This is a genomic window from Pseudomonas silensiensis (assembly GCF_050434865.1).
In the GTDB taxonomy this organism is placed as follows: Bacteria; Pseudomonadota; Gammaproteobacteria; order Pseudomonadales; family Pseudomonadaceae; genus Aquipseudomonas; species Aquipseudomonas fluorescens_W.
The window spans coordinates 284,840-308,103 of sequence record NZ_JBNDJH010000006.1 but is presented as its reverse complement, the minus strand read 5'-3'; the positions used below and the strand labels follow the sequence as shown (position 1 = coordinate 308,103).

Annotated in this window: 18 protein-coding genes; 10 read left to right on the top strand and 8 right to left on the bottom strand. The window is 60.2% G+C overall.

Annotation, left to right across the window (positions count from 1 at the left end; all coding sequences use genetic code 11):
- Nucleotides 1-42: 42 nt before the first annotated feature.
- From QF010_RS11750 to QF010_RS11715, 8 genes are all read left to right on the top strand, one after another.
- Nucleotides 43-2,304, top strand: a complete 2,262-nt coding sequence (locus QF010_RS11750; protein WP_429533170.1) for a heavy metal translocating P-type ATPase — start codon at nucleotides 43-45, stop codon at nucleotides 2,302-2,304.
- A gap of 16 nt (nucleotides 2,305-2,320) precedes the next feature.
- Entirely contained in the window at nucleotides 2,321-3,184 is an 864-nt protein-coding gene (locus tag QF010_RS11745; RefSeq protein ID WP_429511654.1) for a LysR family transcriptional regulator, read from the top strand.
- A gap of 227 nt (nucleotides 3,185-3,411) precedes the next feature.
- On the top strand, nucleotides 3,412-4,488 hold the full coding sequence (locus QF010_RS11740) for a putative 2-aminoethylphosphonate ABC transporter ATP-binding protein (RefSeq protein ID WP_429511655.1): 1,077 nt from the start codon (nucleotides 3,412-3,414) through the stop codon (nucleotides 4,486-4,488).
- Nucleotides 4,488-6,212 carry a putative 2-aminoethylphosphonate ABC transporter permease subunit gene (locus QF010_RS11735; protein WP_429511656.1) on the top strand — a complete coding sequence of 575 codons (1,725 nt, stop codon included), beginning with the start codon at nucleotides 4,488-4,490 and terminating at the stop codon, nucleotides 6,210-6,212. The genes QF010_RS11740 and QF010_RS11735 overlap by 1 nt, the downstream gene beginning before the upstream one ends.
- Nucleotides 6,213-6,243: 31 nt before the next feature.
- A complete protein-coding gene (locus tag QF010_RS11730) occupies nucleotides 6,244-7,269 on the top strand; it encodes a putative 2-aminoethylphosphonate ABC transporter substrate-binding protein (protein ID WP_090178483.1) in 1,026 nt (341 codons plus the stop codon).
- Nucleotides 7,270-7,331: 62 nt separating this feature from the next.
- A complete protein-coding gene (locus tag QF010_RS11725) occupies nucleotides 7,332-8,465 on the top strand; it encodes a TIGR03364 family FAD-dependent oxidoreductase (RefSeq protein WP_429511657.1) in 1,134 nt (377 codons plus the stop codon).
- Complete coding sequence (locus QF010_RS11720) at nucleotides 8,465-9,031, top strand: phosphonate degradation HD-domain oxygenase (protein WP_429533169.1); 567 nt, start codon at nucleotides 8,465-8,467, stop codon at nucleotides 9,029-9,031. The genes QF010_RS11725 and QF010_RS11720 overlap by 1 nt, the downstream gene beginning before the upstream one ends.
- A gap of 85 nt (nucleotides 9,032-9,116) precedes the next feature.
- Nucleotides 9,117-9,545 (top strand): hypothetical protein, encoded by a 429-nt coding sequence (locus QF010_RS11715; protein WP_429533168.1) that lies wholly within the window; start codon nucleotides 9,117-9,119, stop codon nucleotides 9,543-9,545.
- Between the two features lie 180 nt (nucleotides 9,546-9,725).
- Here the strand turns inward: QF010_RS11715 and QF010_RS11710 are convergent, their stop codons facing one another.
- Both QF010_RS11710 and QF010_RS11705 read right to left on the bottom strand, forming a co-directional pair.
- Nucleotides 9,726-11,111 carry a GTPase/DUF3482 domain-containing protein gene (locus QF010_RS11710; protein ID WP_429533167.1) on the bottom strand — a complete coding sequence of 462 codons (1,386 nt, stop codon included), beginning with the start codon at nucleotides 11,109-11,111 and terminating at the stop codon, nucleotides 9,726-9,728.
- Nucleotides 11,104-12,474 (bottom strand): DUF2868 domain-containing protein, encoded by a 1,371-nt coding sequence (locus tag QF010_RS11705; RefSeq protein WP_429533166.1) that lies wholly within the window; start codon nucleotides 12,472-12,474, stop codon nucleotides 11,104-11,106. Before QF010_RS11705 ends, QF010_RS11710 begins: the two co-directional genes overlap by 8 nt.
- Nucleotides 12,475-12,559: 85 nt before the next feature.
- Between QF010_RS11705 and QF010_RS11700 the strand changes: the two genes are divergently transcribed.
- Nucleotides 12,560-13,072 (top strand): dihydrofolate reductase, encoded by a 513-nt coding sequence (locus tag QF010_RS11700; protein ID WP_429533165.1) that lies wholly within the window; start codon nucleotides 12,560-12,562, stop codon nucleotides 13,070-13,072.
- A gap of 150 nt (nucleotides 13,073-13,222) precedes the next feature.
- Here QF010_RS11700 and QF010_RS11695 read toward each other — a convergent pair whose 3' ends face one another.
- A complete protein-coding gene (locus QF010_RS11695) occupies nucleotides 13,223-14,614 on the bottom strand; it encodes an L-cystine transporter (RefSeq protein ID WP_033060524.1) in 1,392 nt (463 codons plus the stop codon).
- A gap of 241 nt (nucleotides 14,615-14,855) precedes the next feature.
- On the opposite strand from QF010_RS11695, the gene QF010_RS11690 reads away from it, so the two are divergent.
- Complete coding sequence (locus QF010_RS11690; RefSeq protein WP_033060523.1) at nucleotides 14,856-15,911, top strand: HAD family hydrolase; 1,056 nt, start codon at nucleotides 14,856-14,858, stop codon at nucleotides 15,909-15,911.
- Between the two features lie 187 nt (nucleotides 15,912-16,098).
- On the opposite strand, the gene ilvD is transcribed toward QF010_RS11690, so the two are convergent.
- The 5 genes from ilvD to QF010_RS11665 all read right to left on the bottom strand — a co-directional run bounded on the left by ilvD (nucleotide 16,099) and on the right by QF010_RS11665 (nucleotide 23,072).
- Nucleotides 16,099-17,940 (bottom strand): dihydroxy-acid dehydratase, encoded by a 1,842-nt coding sequence (gene ilvD / locus QF010_RS11685; protein ID WP_033060521.1) that lies wholly within the window; start codon nucleotides 17,938-17,940, stop codon nucleotides 16,099-16,101.
- A 258-nt stretch (nucleotides 17,941-18,198) separates the two neighbouring features.
- A complete protein-coding gene (locus QF010_RS11680; RefSeq protein ID WP_033060520.1) occupies nucleotides 18,199-19,404 on the bottom strand; it encodes a multidrug effflux MFS transporter in 1,206 nt (401 codons plus the stop codon).
- A complete protein-coding gene (locus tag QF010_RS11675) occupies nucleotides 19,397-20,374 on the bottom strand; it encodes a diiron oxygenase (protein WP_429513142.1) in 978 nt (325 codons plus the stop codon). Before QF010_RS11675 ends, QF010_RS11680 begins: the two co-directional genes overlap by 8 nt.
- Nucleotides 20,371-21,450, bottom strand: a complete 1,080-nt coding sequence (locus QF010_RS11670; protein ID WP_033060518.1) for a SagB family peptide dehydrogenase — start codon at nucleotides 21,448-21,450, stop codon at nucleotides 20,371-20,373. The genes QF010_RS11675 and QF010_RS11670 overlap by 4 nt, the downstream gene beginning before the upstream one ends.
- A 425-nt stretch (nucleotides 21,451-21,875) precedes the next feature.
- Nucleotides 21,876-23,072, bottom strand: a complete 1,197-nt coding sequence (locus tag QF010_RS11665; RefSeq protein WP_033060516.1) for a class I SAM-dependent rRNA methyltransferase — start codon at nucleotides 23,070-23,072, stop codon at nucleotides 21,876-21,878.
- Nucleotides 23,073-23,264 lie beyond the last annotated feature (192 nt).

Here is a 23,264-nt window from a genome sequence, read left to right as displayed (position 1 = left end):
GGGTCTTTACTTGGCAACAGGCACCTTTCCGGACGCGACCCAATGAGCGATTCCCTTCACACGCACAAACCCGAGGATGAGCACGAGCACAGCCACAAGCTGCAGCCTGTGCAGAAGCATGACCATGGTGGTCACGGGGATTCCTGCTGTTCGTCCAAAGTGGCGGCACCGTCGCTGATCAAATTCAGCGAAACGCCGACTGCTGGCGCGCGACTGAGCATTTTCCGCATCGACGCCATGGACTGTCCGACCGAGCAGACGCTGATCGAGAACAAACTCGGCAAGCTCGTGGGCGTGCAGCAACTGGAATTCAACCTGATCAACCGCGTGCTGGGCGTCACCCATGACTTGCCGAGCACTGCACCGATCATCGACGCGATCAAATCTCTCGGCATGCAGGCCGAGCCGCTGGAGCAGGGCGTCGAGCCGCCAGCGCCGGCCCCCGAGAAAAAGCCCTGGTGGCCCTTGGCGCTGTCGGGTGTTGGTGCATTGACCGCCGAAGTGATCCACTTCACCAACGCTGCGCCGAACTGGGTGGTGGCGGTCATTGCGTTGATCTCGATCCTCAGCGGCGGCCTCGGCACCTATAAAAAGGGCTGGATCGCACTTAAAAACCTCAACCTGAACATCAACGCGCTGATGAGCATCGCGGTGACTGGCGCGATCCTGATCGGTCAGTGGCCGGAAGCAGCGATGGTGATGTTCTTGTTCACCGTGGCCGAGTTGATTGAGGCCAAGTCTCTGGACCGGGCGCGCAACGCCATTGGCGGCTTGATGCAGATGACCCCGGAGCAAGCCACGGTGCAGCAGGCCGACGGCAGTTGGGTCTTGCAGCCTGTCAAATCCATTGAGTTGGGTGCGCGAGTGCGGGTGCGTCCCGGTGAGCGGATTGGTCTGGACGGTGAAGTGGTGGCGGGCAGTTCGACCATCGATCAGGCGCCGATCACCGGTGAAAGCCTGCCGGTGGAGAAGACCCTCGGCGATAAAGTCTTCGCCGGCACCATCAACCAGGCCGGTTCCCTGGAGTACTCGGTAACCGCAGCGGCCAACAACTCGACCCTGGCGCGAATCATCCACGCCGTGGAACAAGCCCAGGGCGCACGGGCACCGACCCAGCGTTTCGTCGACAGCTTCTCGAAAATCTACACCCCGGCGGTGTTCATTCTGGCGCTCGCCGTTGCTGTGATTCCGCCACTGTTCATGGGCGCCGTATGGTTCGACTGGATCTACCGGGCGTTGGTGTTGCTGGTGGTTGCGTGCCCATGTGCGCTGGTGATTTCTACGCCAGTGACCATCGTCAGCGGCCTCGCGGCGGCGGCGCGCAAAGGCATTCTGGTGAAGGGCGGCGTCTATCTGGAGGGCGGTTACAAGCTCGATTACCTGGCGCTAGACAAGACCGGCACGATCACGCACGGCAAACCGGTGCAGACCGATTACCTGTCGCTTGATCCAACCGCTGACGCATCAACTCTGGCGATTGCGGCGGCGTTGGCCGGTCGTTCGGATCACCCGGTGTCCTTGGCCATCGCCAACGCGGCTGTGGATAAACAACTCGCACCGCTGATTGTGGATAACTTCGAGGCGCTGGCCGGTCGTGGTGTACGCGGCGAAATCAATGGTCAGGTTTACCACTTGGGTAATCACCGTTTGGTGGAAGACCTGAACCTGTGCTCGCCCGAACTGGAAGAAAAGCTGTTCGCGTTGGAGAAACAGGGCAAGTCCGTGGTGCTGCTGCTCGACAAATCCGGCCCATTGGCGCTGTTCGCAGTGGCCGACACCGTGAAAGAGTCCAGCCGCGAAGCAATCCAGCAACTGCACGACCTGGGCATCAAAACCCTGATACTCACCGGCGACAACGTCCACACCGCTCAGGCGATTGCCGCGCAAGTCGGCATCGACGAGGCCAAGGGCGATCTGCTGCCGACCGACAAGCTGCAAGCCATCGAAGCCCTTTATGCACAGGGCCATAACGTCGGCATGGTCGGCGACGGCATCAACGACGCTCCGGCGCTGGCGCGAGCCGAGATCGGTTTTGCCATGGCGGCGGCGGGCACGGATACCGCCATCGAGACCGCCGATGTCGCCCTGATGGACGACGATCTGCGCAAGATCCCGACCTTCATCCGGCTGTCACGGCAAACCTCAAACATCCTCAAACAGAACATCGCCCTGGCATTGGTCATCAAAGCGATCTTTCTTGGGGTAACCTTCGCCGGGATCGCCACCATGTGGATGGCGGTGTTCGCCGACATGGGTGTGAGCCTGTTGGTGGTGTTCAACGGTTTGCGCCTGTTGCGCAAATAAGCGATGAGGGAAGGGTGTGCTGAGTGCCGAGCTGAAGGCGTTTTACATGGTTGCCCGCCTGGGCAGCATTACCCTGGCGGCGAAAAAGCTCGGTCTGAGCCAACCCACGGTGACCACGCAGATTCGCAATCTGGAAAGCCAGTACTCGGTTGAGCTGTTCTACCGTGGCGGCCGCCGCCTCAGCGTCAGCGATGAAGGCGCGCGGTTGCTGCCGATGGTCAAGGCGCTGTTGCAGCAGGAAGCCGACATCGAGTTTTTCCTGCGCAACAGCGGTCAGGTCCAGGGCACGTTGCGCATCGCTGCGACCGCGCCGTATTACATCCTCGATCTAGTGAAGACCTTTCGCGAGCGCTTGCCGCAGGTGGAGGTGTCGGTGGAGATCGGCAACTCCCAGCAGGTGCTTGAAGCGCTGGAGGATTACCGGGTGGATGTCGCGGCGTCGTCGCAATTACTCGACGATGCACGGCTGATTCGCCGGGTGCTCGGCAGCGATCCGCTGGTGCTGGCGGTGCATCGCAATCATCCGCTGGCGGTCCACGACCATGTGCCGCTCAGTGCGTTGGCCGGGCATACGTTATTGATGCGCGAATCGGGTTCGACCACTCGACGCCTGACCGAGGAATTGCTGGCCAGCGCCGGGGTGAGTTTCGGGCCGCTGCTGGAGATTGGCAGCCGTGAGTCGATCCGTGAGGCGGTGTTGCGCAACATCGGCATCAGCATCATTGCCCGGCAGGAAGTGCCGCATGATCCGCAACTGCGCGTACTGACCATCGAGAATTCGCCGCAGATTCCTGAGTATTTGTATTGCCTCAAGGAACGCAAAGGCGCGCGGCTGCCGGCGGCGTTTCTCGGCCTGGCGCAGGAAATGGCCCCCGCGTAGATCCCTGTGGCGAGGGAGCTTGCTCCCGCTGGACTGCGCAGCAGGCTCATTTTTTGGGGCCGCTTCGCAGCCCAGCGGGAGCAAGCTCCCTCGCCACAGGTTACTCATCGCTCGTTCTACCCAACCCAAATCCTCGAATACCACTATCAGCCGTTTTTGCCTCACTGCCACATGACGGACGCATTACAAACCTAGGATGGCCTTCATCTGCTTGATGAGGCCTGTCCATGAACCACTCGATCGCAACTGCCCTGACCAACCCCGGCGCCCCGATGAAAGTGCGCGGCGTGCAGAAACGCTTTGGCGCCTTCACCGCGCTGGATAACGTTTCCCTCGACGTGGCGGCTGGTGAGCTGGTGTGTCTGCTCGGTCCGTCGGGCTGTGGCAAAACCACCTTGCTGCGCTGCATCGCCGGTCTTGAGAAGCAGGACAGCGGCGAGTTGTACCTCGGCGATCGCGACGTTTCCCACCTTGCGCCCCAGGCTCGGGACTACGGCATTCTGTTTCAGTCCTACGCGCTGTTCCCCAATCTCACCGTCGAAGCGAACATCGCCTACGGCCTCGCCGGCAGTGGTCGCGATGAAGTGCGCAAGCGTGTCGGTCAGATGCTGGAGCTGGTCGGCCTGATCGGCAGTGAGAAAAAGTACCCCGGCCAATTGTCCGGCGGCCAACAGCAACGTGTCGCACTGGCTCGGGCCCTGGCGCCGGCGCCTTCCTTGTTGTTGCTGGACGAACCGATGTCGGCCCTCGACGCCCGAGTCCGCGAGCATCTGTGCACCGAACTGCGCCAACTGCAGCGCAACCTCGGCGTCACCACCCTGATGGTCACCCACAATCAGGACGAGGCCATGCTGATGGCCGACCGCATCGCCGTGATGAACAACGGCAAGGTCGAGCAGTACGCCACACCGCAGGAAATCTACAACCGCCCGGCCACACCGTTTGTGGCGGAGTTCGTCGGCCAGGGTAACTGGCTGCCATTCCAGCGCAGCAGCGACAGCCATGCGCAAGTTGGCGGGATGAACATGCGCCTTGCCGAAGGCAGCGCCAAAACCGCGTCGGGCCGTTTGTTCTGCCGCCCGGAAGCCATCAACGTCAACCCGCCGGTGCATGAAGAAAACCTGTTCCCGGCCAAGGTTCGCGAAATCACCTTCCTCGGCAACCGCTGCCGCATGAGTTTCGAACTCGATCAACTGCCGGGCCACGCATTGCTCGCGGAACTGGCGCCGGAAGCCATGCCACGCCTCGGCGCGCAGCAAATCATGGTCGCCTTGCCGCCGCGCAGCCTGCAGGTGTTTGCCTGATGAGCGCGAACCTCGCGCTGCCGATACCGCACAAGCAGGTTCGGCAGACCTCCCGTGCCGAGATCGGCGACCGGGTATTCGTGGTCGGCGGCAAAGTCCTTTTGCTGGTGTTGCTCGGCGTTGCGGTACTGATGCCGTTGCTGGCGATCTTCTGGCGCGGTTTCAGTTCGGAAGCCGGGCAGGGCGGCGGTCTGGTGGCTGCCCGTGAATTGGTGACCAGTGCCAATTTCCACTGGTTGCTCGGCAATAGCCTGAAAGTGTCCCTCAGCGTGGCGGCGATTGTCGTACCGCTGGCGTACCTGTTTGCTTACGCCCTGCAACGCACGTTGATACCGGGCAAAGGCATCTGGCGCGGCATGTCGTTGTTGCCGCTGATGGCGCCGTCGATGTTGCCAGGCATTGCGCTGGTCTATCTGTTCGGCAACCAAGGCATGCTGCGCGGTTTGCTCTCGGACAACATCTACGGCTTCTGGGGCATTGTTCTGGGCGAGGTCATCTACACCTTCCCACACGCGCTGATGATTCTGCTGTCGGCGCTGTCCCTGGCGGATGCGCGATTGTTCGATGCTGCGTCGAGCATGGGCGCCAGTCCGGCGAAAGCCTTTCGCAGCATCACTTGGCCGGCAACCCGTCAGGCTGTGTTCGCGGCGTTCTGTCTGGTGTTCACCCTGACCATCACCGACTTCGGCGTGCCCGTGGTGGTCGGTGGCGATTATCAGGTGCTGGCGCTGGAAGCCTATAAAGCCGTGGTCGGCCAACAACAGTTCGGTCGCGGCGCGTTGATCGGCATGGTCCTGCTGTTGCCGGCGCTGTTCAGCTTCGGTGTCGACGCCTGGCTGCGTCGGCGACACGGCGATTCCATGAGCGGTCGGGCGCAGGTCTTTCAACCGGCGCCGTCGAAACTGCGGGACGGCTGCTACCTAGCGATCGTGCTACTGATCTGCGCGGTGTTGCTGCTGGTGTTCGGCATGGCGGTGTACTCGTCGCTGGTGAAGTTCTGGCCGTACAACCTGTCGCTGTCGCTCAATCATTACCAGTTCAACGACACCGCGGGCGGTGGCTGGCTGGCCTATGGCAACAGCGTGAAGATGGCGCTGTGTACGGCATTGATCGGCAGCGTGCTGATCTTCACCGGCGCCTACCTGATGGAAAAAACCAAGGGCCAGCGCGGACTGAATCTGATCCTGCGCATGCTCAGTTTCGTACCGATGGCGGTGCCGGGTCTGGTGCTGGGCCTGGGTTATGTCTTCTTCTTCAACCTCACCGGCAACCCGTTGCATGTGCTCTACGGGACCATGACCCTGCTGGTGGTCTGCACCATTGCTCACTATTTGACCACCGCGCAAATGACCGCGACCACGGCGCTGCGCCAACTCGACGCCGAGTTCGAAGCCGCCGCGCTCTCGCTCAAGGCGCCGCTCTATCGGCATTACCTGCGCGTCACCGTGCCGATCTGCCTGCCGGCGCTGCTGGACATCGTGCGCTACCTGTTCGTCTCGGCCATGACCACGGTCTCGGCGGCGATCTTCCTCTACAGCCCCGACACCATCCTCGCGGCGGTGGCGGTGCTGAATATGGATGACGCCGGCAATGTCGGCGGCGCGGCGGCGATGTCGACTTTGATTCTGTTCACCTCGGCGGGCGTGTCCCTGCTGCTGGCCTGGGCTTCGCGCGGTTTGCTGCGCCGCTCCCAGGCCTGGCGGCAGACCGCGCCCGGCAACTGACTCACACCCTCAACTCAAACAGGAAAAGATCATGTTCAAGCCCCTGGCCCTGGCCGCTGCTGTCCTCACCGCTTTCAGCCTGAACGCCTTCGCGGCGAAAACCGAGTTGACGGTGTATACCGCCCTCGAAGCCGAACAACTGAAGACCTATAAAGAGGCCTTCGAAAAGGCCAATCCGGACGTCGAGATCAAGTGGGTGCGCGACTCCACCGGCATCATCACCGCCAAGCTGCTGGCCGAAAAAGCCCGCCCGCAGGCTGATGCGGTGTGGGGCCTGGCCGCTTCGAGCCTGGCGATCCTCGATCAGCAAGGCATGCTGCAAAGCTACGCGCCGAAGGACCTGGGCAAGATCGGCGGCAACTACCGCGACGCTGCCAACCCACCGGCCTGGGTCGGCATGGACGTGTGGGCGGCGACCATTTGCTTCAACACTGTCGAAGCCGAAAAGCAGGGTTTGAGCAAACCCGTGAGCTGGCAGGACCTGACCAAGCCTGAGTACAAAGGCAAGATCGTCATGCCCAACCCGGCCTCGTCCGGCACCGGTTTCCTCGACGTCAGCGCCTGGCTGCAAACCTTCGGCGAGAAGCAGGGCTGGGCGTACATGGACGGTCTGCACCAGAACATCGGCCAGTACGTTCACTCCGGTTCCAAGCCTTGCAAACTGGCGGCGGCGGGTGAATTCCCGATCGGTATTTCCTTTGAATACCCGGCCGTTCAGTTGAAGCGCCAAGGCGCGCCGCTGGACATCATCCTGCCGAAAGAAGGCCTGGGCTGGGAGATCGAAGCCACCGCCGTGATCAAGGGCACACCGCATGAAGACGCGGCGAAGAAACTGGCCGACTTCTCGGCAAGCCCGGCAGCGATGGAGCTTTATAAAGAGAACTTTGCGGTGCTCGCGCAGCCAGGTATTGCCAAGCCGCAGACCGAGTTGCCGGCGGATTATGAGCAGCGTTTGATCAAGAACGACTTCGCCTGGGCCTCGAAGAATCGCGACGAAATCCTGACCGAGTGGCGCAAGCGCTATGACGGCAAGTCCGAGAAAGTGGTTGCCAAGTAAACAATGCACAACCTTTGGTGAGGGGATAAATCCCCTCGCCACAGAGCTCAGGACAAAACCCCATGACACAACACAACGACATGCTGATCGTCGGCGCCGGCATCCTCGGTCTGTCCCACGCCTACGCCGCCGCCAAGCGCGGTCTGAAAGTCACCGTTTTCGAACGCAGCGAAACGCCCTTAGGCGCCTCGGTACGCAATTTCGGCCAGGCACTGGTCACCGGCCAACCACCGGGCCCGATGCTCGAACTGGCCAAGGCAAGCCGCGAAATATGGGGCCAATGGGCGCAACTCGCCGGCCTGCAACTCAAGCGCAACGGCTCGTACCTGTTTGCCCGCACCGAAGCCGAAGAACATCTACTGGAAGCCTTCTGCGCCGGTCGCGCCGTGGAGCACGGTTACCGCGTAGACCTGTTGCGCGGCGCTGCATTGCACGATTTGTACGGCGGTCAGTTCAGCCATCATCGCGCGGCGTTACACGGGATGGACGATCAGCAACTGTATTCCCGTGAAGCGATTCCAGCGCTGATCGACTACCTGCACCGCGAACTCGGCGTCGAGTTTCACTTCTCCACCCTGGTGCGCGACATCGAGCCCGGCCGCTTGCACAGCACCGCCGGATCCTTCAGCGCCGAGCAGATCATCGTTTGTTCCGGCCACGATTATCAGACGTTGCTGGCCGAGCCAATCGCCGAGCTCAACCCGCAAATCTGCCGCCTGCAAATGCTCCGCGCTCGACCGCAAATCAACCTCAACCTGCAACACGCGTTGCTCACCGGTTTGAGTTGCGTGCACTACGGCGCCTTCGCCGATCTGCCGGAAGCGGCGGCGGTGCAGGCGCAAATCCTGCGAGAGGAACCGCACCTGCATGAAAACGGCATTCACCTGCTGATCAGTCCGACGCCTTATGGTGAGTTGATCATCGGCGACTCCCACCATTACGGCAGCGACCCGTCGCCGTTCAATGCCGAGCAAGTGGACAACTGGATGATTGAGCTGGCCGAGCAGACGTTGGGTTGCAAGGTGCAAGTGGTCGAACGCTGGCAGGGTGTCTATGGTTCACGGGGACCGCGGCCGTTCTCGTTTCTGCGTCCGATGCCGGGCGTGAGCGTGGCACTGATGCACACGGGTGTCGGCATGAGCGTCGGGCCGGCGATGGCTGAACGTAACGTAGCGACGTTGTTGGGAGAGCGTTGATGGGCCGCAATGAGCAAGTGATCGCCGAGGTGTTCGGTCTGTACGAGCGCTTTGGCGACAGCGATTACATCGGCGAACCGGTGTCGCAGATCGAGCACATGTCACAGGCGGCGGAACTGGCCATGGCCGAGGGCTTCGATGACGAAGTGGTGCTGGCCGCGTTCTTCCACGACATCGGGCATATCTGCGCCGAGAGCGCCGAGAACATGGGCGGCTTCGGCGTGGTCAGTCACGAGCGGTTGGGCGCGGATTATTTACGCCGCGCAGGTTTCAGCGAGCGCATGGCGCGGCTTGTGGAATACCACGTTCAGGCCAAGCGTTATCTGACACTCAAAGAGCCTGGGTACTACGAACGCTTGAGTGAAGCCAGTCGCCGCACTCTGGAATACCAGGGCGGAGTGATGACCACTGAAGAGGCTGAAGCTTTCGAACAGGACCCATTGTGTGCGGTGAGTTTGCGAATGCGGCAGTGGGATGAGCAGGCCAAGGAAATGGCGGTGCCGGTGATTGATCTTGAGGTGTTGAAGCGCAAGGCCGCGAAGGTCTTGTCCGGCGAGGCGCGTTGAGTTGTCTCACAGGCAATAGGGAAACGGTGGATGGATTGCCTTGCGGTATTGGGCCAGTCTGGGCTTTTCCCAAGGAAGCGCACGGATGCGTTATTTAAAAGTGATTGCACAGGATCGAAGCGGTCAGGGTGTGGCAGATACCGTTCATTTTGAGTTCTATGAAGATGATCAGTTGCAGCGCAAGGCGACGGAGGCGGATCGACAACGGCTCAAGTCTTTCAGCAAAACGTATTTGAAATGCGCTTGGTACAACAGCGGGGAGGGTGAGGACCGTCACTTGCGAATCTTCTCGCAGAATCCATCCGCTGACGGCACGCCTGAAACGGTACGCCTGCATTTTCATGAAGGGCTGACGATTGCCTACAAGGCAGCGGCTCGCGATCTTGATAACGATGGGGTTTTCGAGCTGATATTGAGTTCTGATGTGGACAACGACGGGCGGGCGAATCGCACGGATCGCAATCGTGTCCGGTCGTTGACGCAGAGCTTTTTGAAGATCGACCGGGACCTGTAGCAGCTGCCGAGCCTGCGAGGCTGCGTTCGAGCCGGGGTCGCGTTCGACCGAAGTCCTCGCAAATCCTGTGTATGCGGTTTGCCTGACCGAATGAGTTGGCTGATTTTACGACTGCTGCGCAGCCGAACGCAGCCTCGCAGGCTCGGCAGCTGCTACAAGTCAGCGCAGTATGCTGCCGGATTAAAGCTCCCCCACCTTGCCGGCCAACACCTCAACTTGCTCTTGCCTTTCCGCCTGGCTCAACTTCGGATGCGGATTAAGCGACGACCACTGCGGATGCGCCCGAGCCTTGTTCAGCGCCTCGGGCAATTTGCCTTCGCGCCAGGTTTTGTCCTGGGGCGTGGCCACTTGAATGCTGTCCATCGCTGCATGCCCACGCGCATTGAGCGCGTGCAGCAGTTGCCGCTGACGCAACGCCAAGAGCCGCAGCACGCCGTCATCGACGGTCAGCTCTCGCTGGCCTTTGATCTTGCCCAGCAGGCGGCTGCCATAACTGCGGGCCGTTTGCAGCGCGCCACCGGCAATCGCCCCGGCCAATGCCGCTGCGCCAAGGGTCAGCCCGCCCACCAGCAGATCGACCCCGGCCCCGGCTGCCGCGCCGGCCGCGATGCCACCACCGACCCGAACGCCCAGTTGCTTCAGTGTTTCCGGGTTGAACAGGTCGTCACCCCAGCGGCCATCGAGCAGTGGCAGATCACTGGCCGCCGCATCCTGTGGACGAAAGGCGTACAGCTTGAGCAACGCTTCGACGCAGCGTTGTTCCCGTTGTCGAACCGCTGTGCGCAATTCACTGATGGCCTGCTGTTCTTGCTCGGCTTCGCTGACCACGCTGCGTCGGCACGCGGCGCAGTCGATCAATAATTCAGCAATCAGCCGTGCCGCACTCTGTTGCCGGGCCTGGCGTTGGGCTTGCTGATCGGCGATCAAGCGTTCCAGTTGCGGGCGGGCGTTTTCCAGCAGCAGCGCGAGGCTTTCATACAGTCGACGTTCGCCGTCCTCCGGTGGTGCGACGCTGTCGAAACGCACCAAGGCGTGCAAGCCCAGACGTGCCAACGCTTCGCGCCAATCCGGCTCGCGGTGGTTGGCGCTGCTGACAAAGTTCAGCACCGGCAGCAGCGGTTTTCCGCAGCTGGCCAACACTTCCAGTTCGTCGCGGTACTTGGCCAGCACCGGTTCCCGGGCGTCGATCACGTAGAGACCGGCGTCGCAGGTCAGCAGTTGCCGCAGCACCTTGGCTTCCTGTTCGAAACGCTGCCGGGCTTCGCTGCCCTCAAGGAAACGCGCCAGACGCGCCGGACCGTCGAGGCGTTCACCCGGTCGTTCCAGACGTTCGAGGTAGTCGAGCAGGGCGATGGCGTCTTCCAGGCCCGGCGTGTCGAAGAGATCGAGCAACGGCTCGCCGTCTACCGACAACCGCGCGCCCTCGACGTGTCGAGTGGTGCTGGGGCGATGAGAGACTTCACCAAAGCCGACATCCCGGGTCAGCGTTCTCAGTAATGAGGTTTTGCCGACGTTGGTGTGGCCGACTACCGCGAGCTTCAAGGGCGCTTTCCAGGGGTTAGTCATGACCGCTCTCCAGCCAGTTCAACGGCGCGCAATCGGCGAACGGCAGGTCCAGCTGTTGCAGCGCCACGTGCCAGTCACCCAGCCTTTCGGCATCCAGCGCTTCGCCCGGTGGAGCTTGCAGCAACCAGACGCGGGTGGCGCTGGCGTTGCGCGCCAGTTCGGCGATCAGTGCCAGACTGCCGCGGTCCGGTGAACGTCGCGGATCGCAAGCGATGGCCAGACGGGCAGGGGGAAAGCGGCTCAGTTGTTCGAGGAGTTTGTTGCGCGATTCGCGACTGTCGAGAATCCCGGCGTTGCCCACGGTTTTCGGTAATTGCGGCGGCCATGGACGTTGATCGTCCAGCTCGATGGCGACCAACAACGCGCCATCGCTTGGCAGATCGCTGACACCGTTTTCGATTCGGTGCAGTTGCTCTGGCGCCGCGTCGCTGATGCCAAGGCGTTCACTGGTGGGCATCAGCCGTTCACGCAGTTGGGCGTAACCGGGCAGGTTCAAATCCAGATGCAATGCCGCTTGCCCGGTTTTCCAGCGCCACAGGCAGAACAGCGCCAGCAACAGTCGCGGCAACACACCGTAGACCACCAGCACGCCGACCAGCCATGTTGCCCAGGCCTGACGGGCGCTTTCGATGTTCAGCGCGGCATCGCCGCTGGCGCGGATCATTTCCACGGTCGGAACGTTGAAACCCAGCAGGGCCGGCAGGGCGCCGAGGGCCTGGGTCATGGCGACGAAAGTGTCGCCGCCCAGGAGCGTGGTTTCCCAGACGAAGCCGTAACGCCGGGTCGCCATCAGCATCAACAGCATCACCAGCCCGCTGAGCATCGCCAGCAACCACAAACCGTTGACCAGCACGCCGAGCGCCCAGCGATTGAGTTTCTGTCGTTGCAGCAAGAGCAGCAGGGCCGGGGCCAGTTGCGCGGCTTTGGCATCGCGAGCGAGTTTTTCGCTGAGCCATAACCACAAGCGTCCCAGCGTTGCGCCATGTTCACCGGCAAACACCAGGCCCAGCGCCCAGCTCAGCAGAAGAATCAGGTTCAGCCCGAGCAGACTGCCCAAGGCCCAGAACACATTGACTGGAGTCTGACCGTCGCCCATTGCGGCAAACGCCAGGCCGGCGCCGCTGACAATGGCCAGCACCGCCATCACAATCAGCGCCAGACGCGCGCCTTGAAGCCAATGCTGGAGGGCGTTGGTCAGTCCGTCGCGCTCGGCGAGCCACAACGCGCGGCGTTGAATTCGTGTCGGCAGGTCACCACCGGCGCTGCGGGCCAGTCGGTTGGCTTCCAGATCATCCAGGGGGCCTGCGTGCTCTTCACGCAGGCGAATGGTTTCCGTCAACCAGAGGTTATTCAGTTCAGTCACGCGCCATCCCGTCGCTCAATTGAGCTGTGAGCATAACCGCTGTGGCGCTTATGGGGTTACGGATGGCTCTGGTATCCTCGCCGGCATGACTAAATCACTCCCCCTCAGCCTGATTGCAGCCCTCGGTGAAAACCGTGTGATCGGCGTCGACAACACCATGCCCTGGCACTTGCCGGGGGACTTCAAATACTTCAAGGCCACCACCCTGGGCAAGCCGATCATCATGGGTCGCAAGACCTGGGATTCCCTCGGTCGTCCGTTGCCGGGCCGGTTGAACATCGTGGTCAGCCGTCAGGCGGATCTGGTGTTGGAGGGCGCGGAGGTTTATCCGTCGCTGGAGGCCGCCGTTGTTCGGGCCGAAGCATGGGCGAAAGAACAGGGCGTCGATGAGCTGATGCTGATTGGCGGCGCGCAGTTGTATGCACAAGGGTTGGCGCAGGCTGATCGGCTGTATTTGACGCGCGTGGCGCTGAGCCCGGAAGGGGATGCGTGGTTTCCGGAGTTTGATTTGAACCAGTGGAAGTTGGTGTCGAACGTGCCGAATCCGGCGGAAGGCGACAAGCCAGCGTACAACTTCGAAGTTTGGGAGAAGGCTTAAAAACTGTGGCGAGGGAGCTTGCTCCCGCTGGGCTGCGCAGCAGCCCTGAAACCCGGCGCTGCGTTCTTCCCGAAAGACCGCGTTAGCCTTATTGGGGCCGCTTCGCGACCCAGCGGGAGCAAGCTCCCTCGCCACAAGGTTGTTCTAGGGTTAAGCCTGAGCCAACTCCGCATGCTCATCCGCATCCAGCAACTCTTTATCCGTCTGCTGCATGATCTGGCTGGTGATCGCGCCGGCGGTAATCGAACCACTCACGTTCAACGCCGTACGGCCCATGTCGATCAGCGGCTCAACCGAAATCAGCAGCGCCACCAGTGACACCGGCAAGCCCATCGCCGGCAACACGATCAACGCGGCAAACGTCGCGCCACCGCCCACGCCGGCCACACCCGCAGAACTCAGCGTCACAATCGCCACCAGCGTCGCGATCCACAGCGGGTCCAGCGGGTTGATGCCCACGGTCGGCGCAACCATCACCGCCAACATCGCCGGGTACAGACCGGCACAACCGTTCTGGCCAATGGTCGCGCCGAACGACGCGGCGAAACTGGCAATGGATTGTGGAATACCCAAACGGCTGGTCTGTGCTTCGATACTCAGCGGAATAGTCGCTGCGCTGGAACGGCTGGTGAAAGCAAACGTCAGCACCGGCCAGATCTTGCGGAAAAAGCGCAGCGGGTTGATCCCGGCGGCCGACACCAGCAAGCCATGGACCACGAACATCAGGCCCAGCCCGATGTAGGAAACCACCACGAAGCTGCCGAGTTTGATGATGTCCTGCAGGTTGGAGCCGGCGACCACTTTGGTCATCAGCGCCAATACGCCATACGGGGTCAGCTTCATCACCAGACGCACCAGACGCATCACCCAGGCTTGCAGGGTGTCGATGGCGTTGATCACTTTCTGACCTTTCTCGACATCGTCCTTGAGCAGTTGCAGCGCCGCGACCCCAAGGAACGCAGCAAAAATCACCACGCTGATGATCGAGGTCGGCTTCGCGCGAGCGAGGTCGGCGAACGGGTTTTGCGGAATGAACGACAGCAACAGCTGCGGCACATTCAGGTCAGCGACCTTGCCCGCGTAGTCAGTCTGGATAGTTTGCAGGCGGGCCATTTCTTGAGTGCCAGCCACCAGGCCTTCGGCGGTCAGACCAAACAGATTGGTCAAACCGATACCGATCAGTGCCGCGATGGCTGTGGTGAACAACAGCGTGCCGATGGTCAGGAAGCTGATCTTGCCCAGCGACGAGGCGTTGTGCAGACGGGCCACGGCGCTGAGGATCGAGGCAAACACCAGCGGGATCACGATCATTTGCAGCAACTGCACGTAACCGTTGCCCACCAGATCGAACCAGCCGATCGAGGCTTTCAGTACCGGGTTGCCGGCACCGTAAACGGTATGCAAAGCCACACCGAACACCACGCCCAGCACCAATGCGAGCAGGACTTTTTTAGCTAAGCTCCACGTCGTGTGTCGGGTTTGCGCCAAGCCGAAGAGCAGGGCGAGGAACACCAGCAGATTGAGGATCAGCGGCAGATTCATGTGAACTCCGAGAGAGACTTGTGCCAGCCACCTTCCGGGGCAGCTGCGAACCGGCAAGCCTAACAGCTTGAAAACTAATGATTTAATATCAAAAAGGTCTGTTAACTGTCGTTTTTGGAATAAGAGGGTGTCGTTGTTGGAGATGCAGCTGACGCGAAAGGGACGCGGGCGGTCGCAGGCAGACGAGGACTGTCACACTAATTTGTTAGCGTCGATATCTTTGACTCAGGGAGAAATGTTGATGAAGCTCGCACCGAAATTTTTGGCCGCAGCACTCTGCCTAGGCCTTGCCGGCCAGGTATTCGCCACGGATTTGAAGCATTGGCCAGCCGATCAGGCCAAGGCGCTGGACGCAATGATTGCCGCCAACGCCAACAAAGGTAACTACGCGGTGTTCGACATGGACAACACCAGTTACCGCTACGACCTCGAAGAGTCGTTGCTGCCGTTCATGGAAAACAAGGGCCTGATCACCCGCGAGAAACTCGACCCCTCCCTGAAACTGATGCCGTTCAAAGACACCGCCGACCACAAGGAAAGCCTGTTCAGCTACTACTATCGCCTCTGCGAAGTCGACGACATGGTCTGCTATCCATGGGTCGCCCAAGTGTTCTCCGGCTTCACCCTCCAGGAACTCAAAGGCTACGTCGATGAGTTGATGGCGTCCGGTAAACCGGTGCCGGCGACGTATTACGAAGGCGACGTGGTCAAGAACCTCGACGTCAACCCGCCGAAAATCTTCACTGGCCAGAAAGAGCTCTACAACAAGCTGATGGAGAACGGTATCGAGGTCTACGTGATGACCGCTGCCTCCGAAGAACTGGTGCGCATGGTCGCTGCCGATCCGAAGTACGGCTACAACGTCAAACCGCAGAACGTGATCGGCGTGAGCTTGTTGCTCAAGGATCCGAAGACCGGCGAGCTGACCACGGCGCGCAAGCAGATCACCGCGGGCAAGTATGACGAGAACGCTAACCTCGGCCTCGAACTGACCCCGTACCTGTGGACCCCGGCGACCTGGATGGCGGGTAAGCAAGCGGCAATTCTGACCTACATCGATGAGTGGAAAAAACCGGTGCTGGTGGGCGGCGACACCCCAAGCAGCGACGGTTACATGCTGTTCCACAGCGTCGACGTGGCCAAGGGCGGCATCCACTTGTGGGTCAACCGCAAAGACAAATACATGACCCAGATTAACGGCATGATGGCCAAGCACGCCGCCGCTCAGGCCAAGGAAGGGTTGCAGGTTACGGCTGACAAGAACTGGGTGGTGGTGACGCCGGCAGAAATCCAGTAAGCACCGAAAATCCAGTGTGGGAGTGAGCCTGCTCGCGATAGCGGAGTGCCTGTCACCCTAGATTTTGCCTGGTAGTCCGCTATCGCGAGCAGGCTCGCTCCTACAGTTGATCTCCAGTGTTTGGAGGATTTTGGTCAAAAAAATGCCCCGCACTTGGCGGGGCATTTTTTTGTTCAACGGTTAAGCATCACAGCCCGTCGAGCATCGCCTTGTTACGCACCGCACCCTTGTCGGCGCTGGTCGCCAACAGGGCATAGGCCTTCAGAGCGGTGGTCACCTTGCGTGGACGTTTTTCCACAGGCTTCCAGCCTTTCTGATCCTGCTCGGCACGACGGCCGGCCATTTCTTCGTCGCTGATCAACAGGTTGATCGAGCGGTTCGGAATGTCGATCAGCACTTTGTCGCCATCCTGCACCAGACCAATCGCGCCGCCCGCCGCCGCTTCCGGGGAAGCGTGGCCGATGGACAGGCCCGAGGTGCCGCCGGAGAAGCGACCATCGGTGAGCAGGGCGCAAGCTTTGCCCAGGCCTTTGGATTTCAGGTAGGACGTCGGGTACAGCATTTCCTGCATGCCCGGGCCGCCTTTCGGGCCTTCGTAACGAATGATCACGATGTCGCCGGCTTTCACTTCGTCAGCGAGGATGCCGCGTACGGCGCTGTCCTGGCTTTCGAAGATCTTCGCGTTGCCTTCGAACACGTGAATCGACTCGTCGACGCCGGCGGTTTTCACCACGCAGCCGTCCAGCGCGATGTTGCCGTAGAGAACGGCCAGGCCGCCTTCTTTCGAGTAGGCGTGTTCGACGCTACGGATGCAGCCGTTTTCACGGTCGTCGTCCAGGGTTTCCCAACGGGTCGACTGGCTGAACGCGGTTTGCGTCGGGATGCCCGCAGGGCCGGCCTTGAAGAAGTGATGCACCGCTTCGTCGTCGGTCTGGGTGATGTCCCACTTGGCGATGCCTTCGGCCAGGGTTTTGCTGTGCACGGTCGGCAGGTCGGTGTGCAGCAGGCCGCCACGGGCCAGCGAGCCGAGGATGCTGAAGATCCCGCCGGCACGGTGCACGTCTTCCATGTGGTACTTCTGGATGTTCGGCGCAACTTTGCACAGTTGCGGCACGTGACGGGAGAGACGGTCGATGTCGCGCAGGTCGAAATCGATCTCGGCTTCCTGGGCCGCGGCCAGCAAGTGCAGGATGGTGTTGGTGGATCCGCCCATGGCGATGTCCAGCGTCATGGCGTTTTCGAACGCCTTGAAGTTGGCGATGTTGCGCGGCAATACAGATTCATCGTTGTCGTTGTAGTAACGCTTGCACAGCTCGACGATGGTGCGGCCGGCCTGCAGGAACAGCTGTTCGCGGTCGCTGTGGGTGGCGAGGGTTGAACCGTTGCCCGGCAATGCCAGGCCCAGTGCTTCAACCAGGCAGTTCATCGAGTTGGCGGTGAACATGCCGGAGCACGAACCGCAGGTCGGGCAGGCACTGCGCTCGTACTCAGCGACTTTCTCGTCAGAAGCGCTGGAGTCGGCGGCGATCACCATGGCGTCGACGAGGTCGAGACCGTGGCTGGCCAGTTTGGTCTTGCCGGCTTCCATCGGGCCGCCGGAAACGAAGATCACCGGGATGTTCAGGCGCAGGGCAGCCATCAGCATGCCTGGGGTGATCTTGTCGCAGTTGGAGATGCAGACGATGGCGTCGGCGCAGTGGGCGTTGACCATGTATTCGACGGAGTCGGCGATGATCTCGCGGCTCGGCAGCGAATACAGCATGCCGTCGTGGCCCATGGCGATGCCGTCATCCACGGCAATGGTGTTGAATTCTTTGGCTACACCGCCGGCGCGTTCGATTTCGCGGGCGACCAGTTGGCCCAGGTCCTTGAGGTGGACGTGGCCCGGTACGAACTGGGTGAAGGAGTTGGAAATGGCGATGATCGGCTTTTTGAAGTCGTCATCTTTCATCCCCGTTGCGCGCCACAGTGCGCGGGCGCCGGCCATGTTGCGGCCATGGGTGGATGTTTTCGAGCGGTAATCAGGCATGAAGCACTCCGGGCGGCTAATCAGGTATCAAAAGGGAAGTGAGCTTCTATTGACGTCTGGAACACTCAGAAATGGCCGTGTGTCCGGAAGTTGCCGATAACTTTGCGGGATCGCCGCGCGCTTCAGCTTGAGCTCATAAACCCGCCGGGGGATGACTGGCGATGAATGTCGCGATTCTACACGGCTGGCGTCAGGAGGGAATGCTGGAAGAGGGTGATCCAGCGTTGACGGGGCGTGTGGGATGACGATCGGCAGGAATCACCCGCTATTCAGCGCGAGCTGCCGACGTGTGATCAGTGCATTGAAGGAAACGCCGACGGTGCTCAAGGCGAGGAAACTCAGTGCGAGAGTCGTTTGCAGATGAGCTCCACTCAGATTGATCAGGGCGCTGATCAGCCCGCCGAAGATGAAGACCAACGTGTTCCCGGCCGACGCCGAGGTGCCGGCCATGTCCGGAAAAACCTCCATCGCCTTCGAGGTGGCGATAGGGCGAGCGATGGTTGTGCCGGCGGTGCAAATAATCATCGGGATCAGCACCGTCAGGGTAGAAAGCCCCAGCAGGTTTGAGAGTAAGAGCATCACCAGTCCCGAAATAAAGATCAGGCTAAGACCGACGATGATCTGTGTATTGGGGTCGATTCGCCCAGCGAGGACTCGAGCGACAATACCGCCGATGATGTAGGCCACGCCATACAGCAGCAGTGTCAGGGAAAACTCGTAGGCCGACAGCTGCAACTGCTCCATGAAGATCAGGGGCGAGATGACAATGAAGGAAAAGTGGCAGGTGAAGGCGATTGCGGCGATCAGCCAATAGCCGAGGAAACCCGCATCGCGACAGACGCGCCGGTAGGACTGAAGAATGCTTCGGCGCGGGGTTGTGGCGGTGTGCCGGTTTTCAAGAAAGAAGCAGGCCTTGAGGAACACGGCGGCGGCGAGGGCAATAAAGACAATGAAGCTTGCGGGCCAGTCCAGTGCCTGTTGCAACAGGGTGCCCGCCAGTGGCGAGACGGAAATGAAGATCCCGCTGGCGGTGACCATCAGAATCCGCAACTGATCCCGTTCCTTGCCGTCGAACAGGTCCTGGACCAGCGCCTGTGAAAGTACGAAGCAACCGCAGCCGATGGCCTGCACCACCCGGAACATCAGGAACCAGGCGTAGTCGGTGGACAGCACGCAACCCGTCGCACCGACAATCGAGACCGCCATTCCCGCCAGCAGCAGACTTTTGCGCCCGATGACATCCGAGAGCGGCCCGACCAGTAGTTGGGAAAGGGCGATGCCGATGGCAAACAGGCTGATGGAAAACGCGATGTCGCCTGGCGTGGTCCGGAAGTGTTCGGCCAGCGCCGGGAACGATGGCAGCAGAACATCCAGTGGGAAGACCCCGAGCATCACCATGGTCATTAACAGGGTGATCGCAGAGCGGCGGTGTTTGGCACTGACCGCAGATTTTCTTTCATTCATCGACAAGTCCTGCCTGTGCGAAGAGCTGCTGGTTAAAAGGCAGGTCGAAAAAACCTGCCTTTTCCATTGCCTGTAGCGTCGCGCCTGCACCTGATCGGGCGCGCTGAAGGCAGGCTTGCGGGCCGGTCAGGGCACTGAGGATTTCTGCGATGCAATTCTCCCTGAAGCCCACGCTGTTCAGGCTTTCCTTCAGCCATCGCTCATCGACCTCAAAGAAAATCAGGAGGATGTCCACCAGCAGCTTCGCGGCGAACGTGCGTTGGCTGCTGTTCAGGGTCAGCCACAGATAATGGAACACTTCGCAAAAGTAACGACTGTGTCGGGCCTCGTCGGTGAGGTGGTCCCTGAGCATTTCCTGGACGCTGGACACCAGCTCGTTGCGGCAAACCTCGAGCAGTTCCCTGGCGATGATGGTTTCGGACACGAAGCCAACGAGAAACCAGGCCAATGCCTTATGCCTGTCAGGTGCGTGGTCAAGCAGGGCGTTCAGTCGGGTAATGCGGTGCGGCATCACCGGGCGTTGGGTCATGCCGTAGAGGTCGGCTATTTGCTCGGCGAGACTATTGGAGAACAGCGCGTGAAAACCCTCATCGGTATAGAGCTGGAGGGCGGCCGCTTTCATCCGTCGGGGGATAGATGCACCGAGCTCATCGTGGACAATGGTTTCCACGGAGCGGTTGACGATCCGATGTTCGAGCCGGGTGGTGTAGTCGAGGAAATACACCAGATGGTTGGCTGATAATCGATGGGTGATCGCACTGCCGGCTGCTTTGATTTTCGGGTGATTCAGATAGGGCAGGAAGGCCGGCGGGAACCAGTGTCGTGTTTCCAGTTGCCGTTCCAGATCTGATGGCAATTGATAGGTGTGCTCGCTGGTTCGTACCGAGGCTCGGGTGTTCCAGTCACCGAGGGTGAAGCGCTGGGCCCAGGCGTCGGGCAGTGACAGCTCGTCTGTGCGGGGCCCGGTCATTGTTGGGAGTCTCGGCTGCTTAGCAGCGCTTTCAATTCCTTGCACATCACTTGCCCGTCACTCTGGCCGCAGCCCACAAAAAACAACGCTTGTTCGGCGCTGTCCTCGATCCCCAGCAACGTTTCGACCTGATCGTCCGCCAACGCACCGGTCAGCCAGGTGCTTAACCCAAGTGCGGTGGCCACCAGTTGAAAGGTCTGGGAAATATGGCCTGCCTCGACGTACGCCATTCGGTAGGCCCGCGAGTGTTCATATTTCCACCACAGTTTGTCGAAGCGAGCGGTGATGAACAGGCCGACTGGCAGGTTGTTGATGAAATGCTGTCCACACAACAACTGGCCCAAGGGCGAGTCGGGCAGCGGATTGACGAAGCTCAACGCATGTTCATTGGGGTGGTAGGCGTAGAGCCCGGGATTCAGGCCGCTGACGTTCTGAACATGAAGAAAACCTTCGCAGGCATTCAGCCCGCCACCGGATGGACTGCTGCGCCGGGCGCCGAGACCTTCGGCGATGGTTTCGTCGATGTCGTTGTCGCGCTCTCGCAGATAGCCAAGGGACAAATACAAAAGAGTGCCCACATCGTCGAGAGAAACCCCTTCACCCGTGTAGGAGCGACAGGTCTTTCGGTCGATCAAGGTCTTTGCAAGTGCGCTTTGCGGCAGACCGGAAGGTTGGGGCAGGGCAATCCGCTCGCTTGTCGGGCGTTCTGTGAGTCTGGCCTCCGGGGCAGGAGTGGCCAGTACTTCGGTGCAATGGTCCAGATAGTGTCTCGACCATTCATTAATATCTTGGGGGATATAGTCACAAGGAATGTTCTTGGTGCCGATATGAAATATCTTCGACAGTTCATCCCAACCCCATTCAAGGGTGTCGTGTATTGAAGTTGTGAGTATTCCTGCGTTTAGTAGTTGCGTGTCTATTATATTGTTGTCATCAAACTTTTCAGGGTTGTCGATAAGGTGTGCCAGACGGGTTGAATATTCAAGATTCAATTCAAATTGTTTGTGGTTCTTGTAATCCCAGACTATTTGGTCGGGCGAGCGAGGAAGTATGAATATATAAGGATTTATCTGCATGGTTGGCGACTCACTCTGGTCTTTGCCATAGAAAACGCTGGGTAGCCGGCACTCCCCAGCGTTTCATTTACTTAGCGGGCTTTTGGTGCAACCAGAAAAGCCAGGTTAGCGATTTTGTTGGTTTCCAGAGTAATTGCTTTCATGTTTTGAACTCCTTGTAATTGATAGTGAGTGTCACTCCTTTGTGACGACTTAATCATAGTTTGTAATGAGTTCTTATCAAGGGGAGATTGGGTAGGAATGTTCCAGTAATTTTGTCGGATCGATCTGAGGGTTGGATGAATTTTTGTAAGTTCTGTCCGCTAAAATAAAAGACATAGCGAAACGTCCTGCAAGTCATTAAGACCGCTGGAGTAGGAAGTTGGAGAATTGAATAACAGAAAACAGAACGGGGAGCCGGCTGGCTCCCCGTCAAACCGGCGTAATCAGCTGTTTGGCAGCAGACGGCAGGTGATGCTCTTGATGTAGCGGGTTTCGGCGATGGCCGGGTGAACCGGGTGATCCGGGCCCTGACCGCCGCGCTCCAGCATCTGGATGTTGCGGTCCAGGTGACGGGCGCTGGTCAGCAGGATGTTCTGCAGATCGTCTTCCGGCAGGTGCATCGAGCACGAAGCGCTGACCAGGATGCCGTCCTTGCTGAGCAGGCGCATGGCTTGCTCGTTCAGGCGACGGTAGGCGCCTTCACCGTTTTTCATGTCTTTCTTGCGTTTGATGAACGCCGGAGGATCGGCAACGATCACGTCGAAGCGCTCTTCGCTGGCTTTCAGCTCTTTCAGGGCTTCGAACACGTCACCTTCAATGCAGGTCATCTTGTCGGCGAAGCCATTCAGCGCGGCGTTGCGCTCGACGCCGTCGAGGGCGAAGGCCGATGCGTCGACGCAGAACACTTCACTGGCGCCGAAAGCAGCCGCTTGCACGCCCCAGCCACCGATGTAGCTGTACAGGTCCAGCACGCGTTTGCCTTTGGCATAAGGTGCCAGGCGTGCGCGGTTCATGCGGTGGTCGTAGAACCACCCGGTTTTCTGGCCCTGGATAACCGGTGCTTCGAATTTCACGCCGTTCTCTTCCAGCGCAACCCACTCCGGCACCAGGCCGAACACGGTTTCGACGTAGCGGTTGAGGCCTTCGGCATCACGGGCGGCGGAGTCGTTCTTGAACAGAATGCCGCTAGGCTTGATCACTTGGGTCAGCGCGGCGATCACGTCTTCTTTATGGGCTTCCATGGTGGCCGAAGCGATCTGTACCACCAGGATGTCGCCGAAACGGTCGACTACCAGACCTGGCAGCAGGTCGGAATCGCCGTAGACCAGCCGATAGAACGGCTTGTCGAACAGGCGATCGCGCAGGGACAGCGCGACGTTCAGGCGATGCACCAGCAGCGACTTGTCCAGCGGCAACTTGATGTCGCGCGACAAGAGGCGGGCGCAGATCAGGTTGTTCGGGCTCATGGCGACGATGCCCAGCGGCTTGCCGCTGGCTGCTTCGAGGATCGCCTGGTCGCCGGCCTTGAAACCGTGCAAAGGCGTGGCGGCTACATCGATTTCGTTGCTATAGACCCACAAGTGGCCGTTCCGCAGGCGACGGTCGGCGTTGGCTTTGAGGCGCAGGCTAGGCAGGGACATGACGTCGCTCCGGAAAAAAGAGCGGGAGTATAGCGTGTTGCGCAAGGCCACGGTTTGGCGGATGGACATGCGGTGCGGCAGGCTCGGGCATTTGATGAAACTTCAGGCGATGGATTGGCCAGGGTGTCGGATCCAACTTTATAAGGGTTAGAATCGCCGCCTGTCCCAGAGTGTGTACTTATGTCCCCAGAG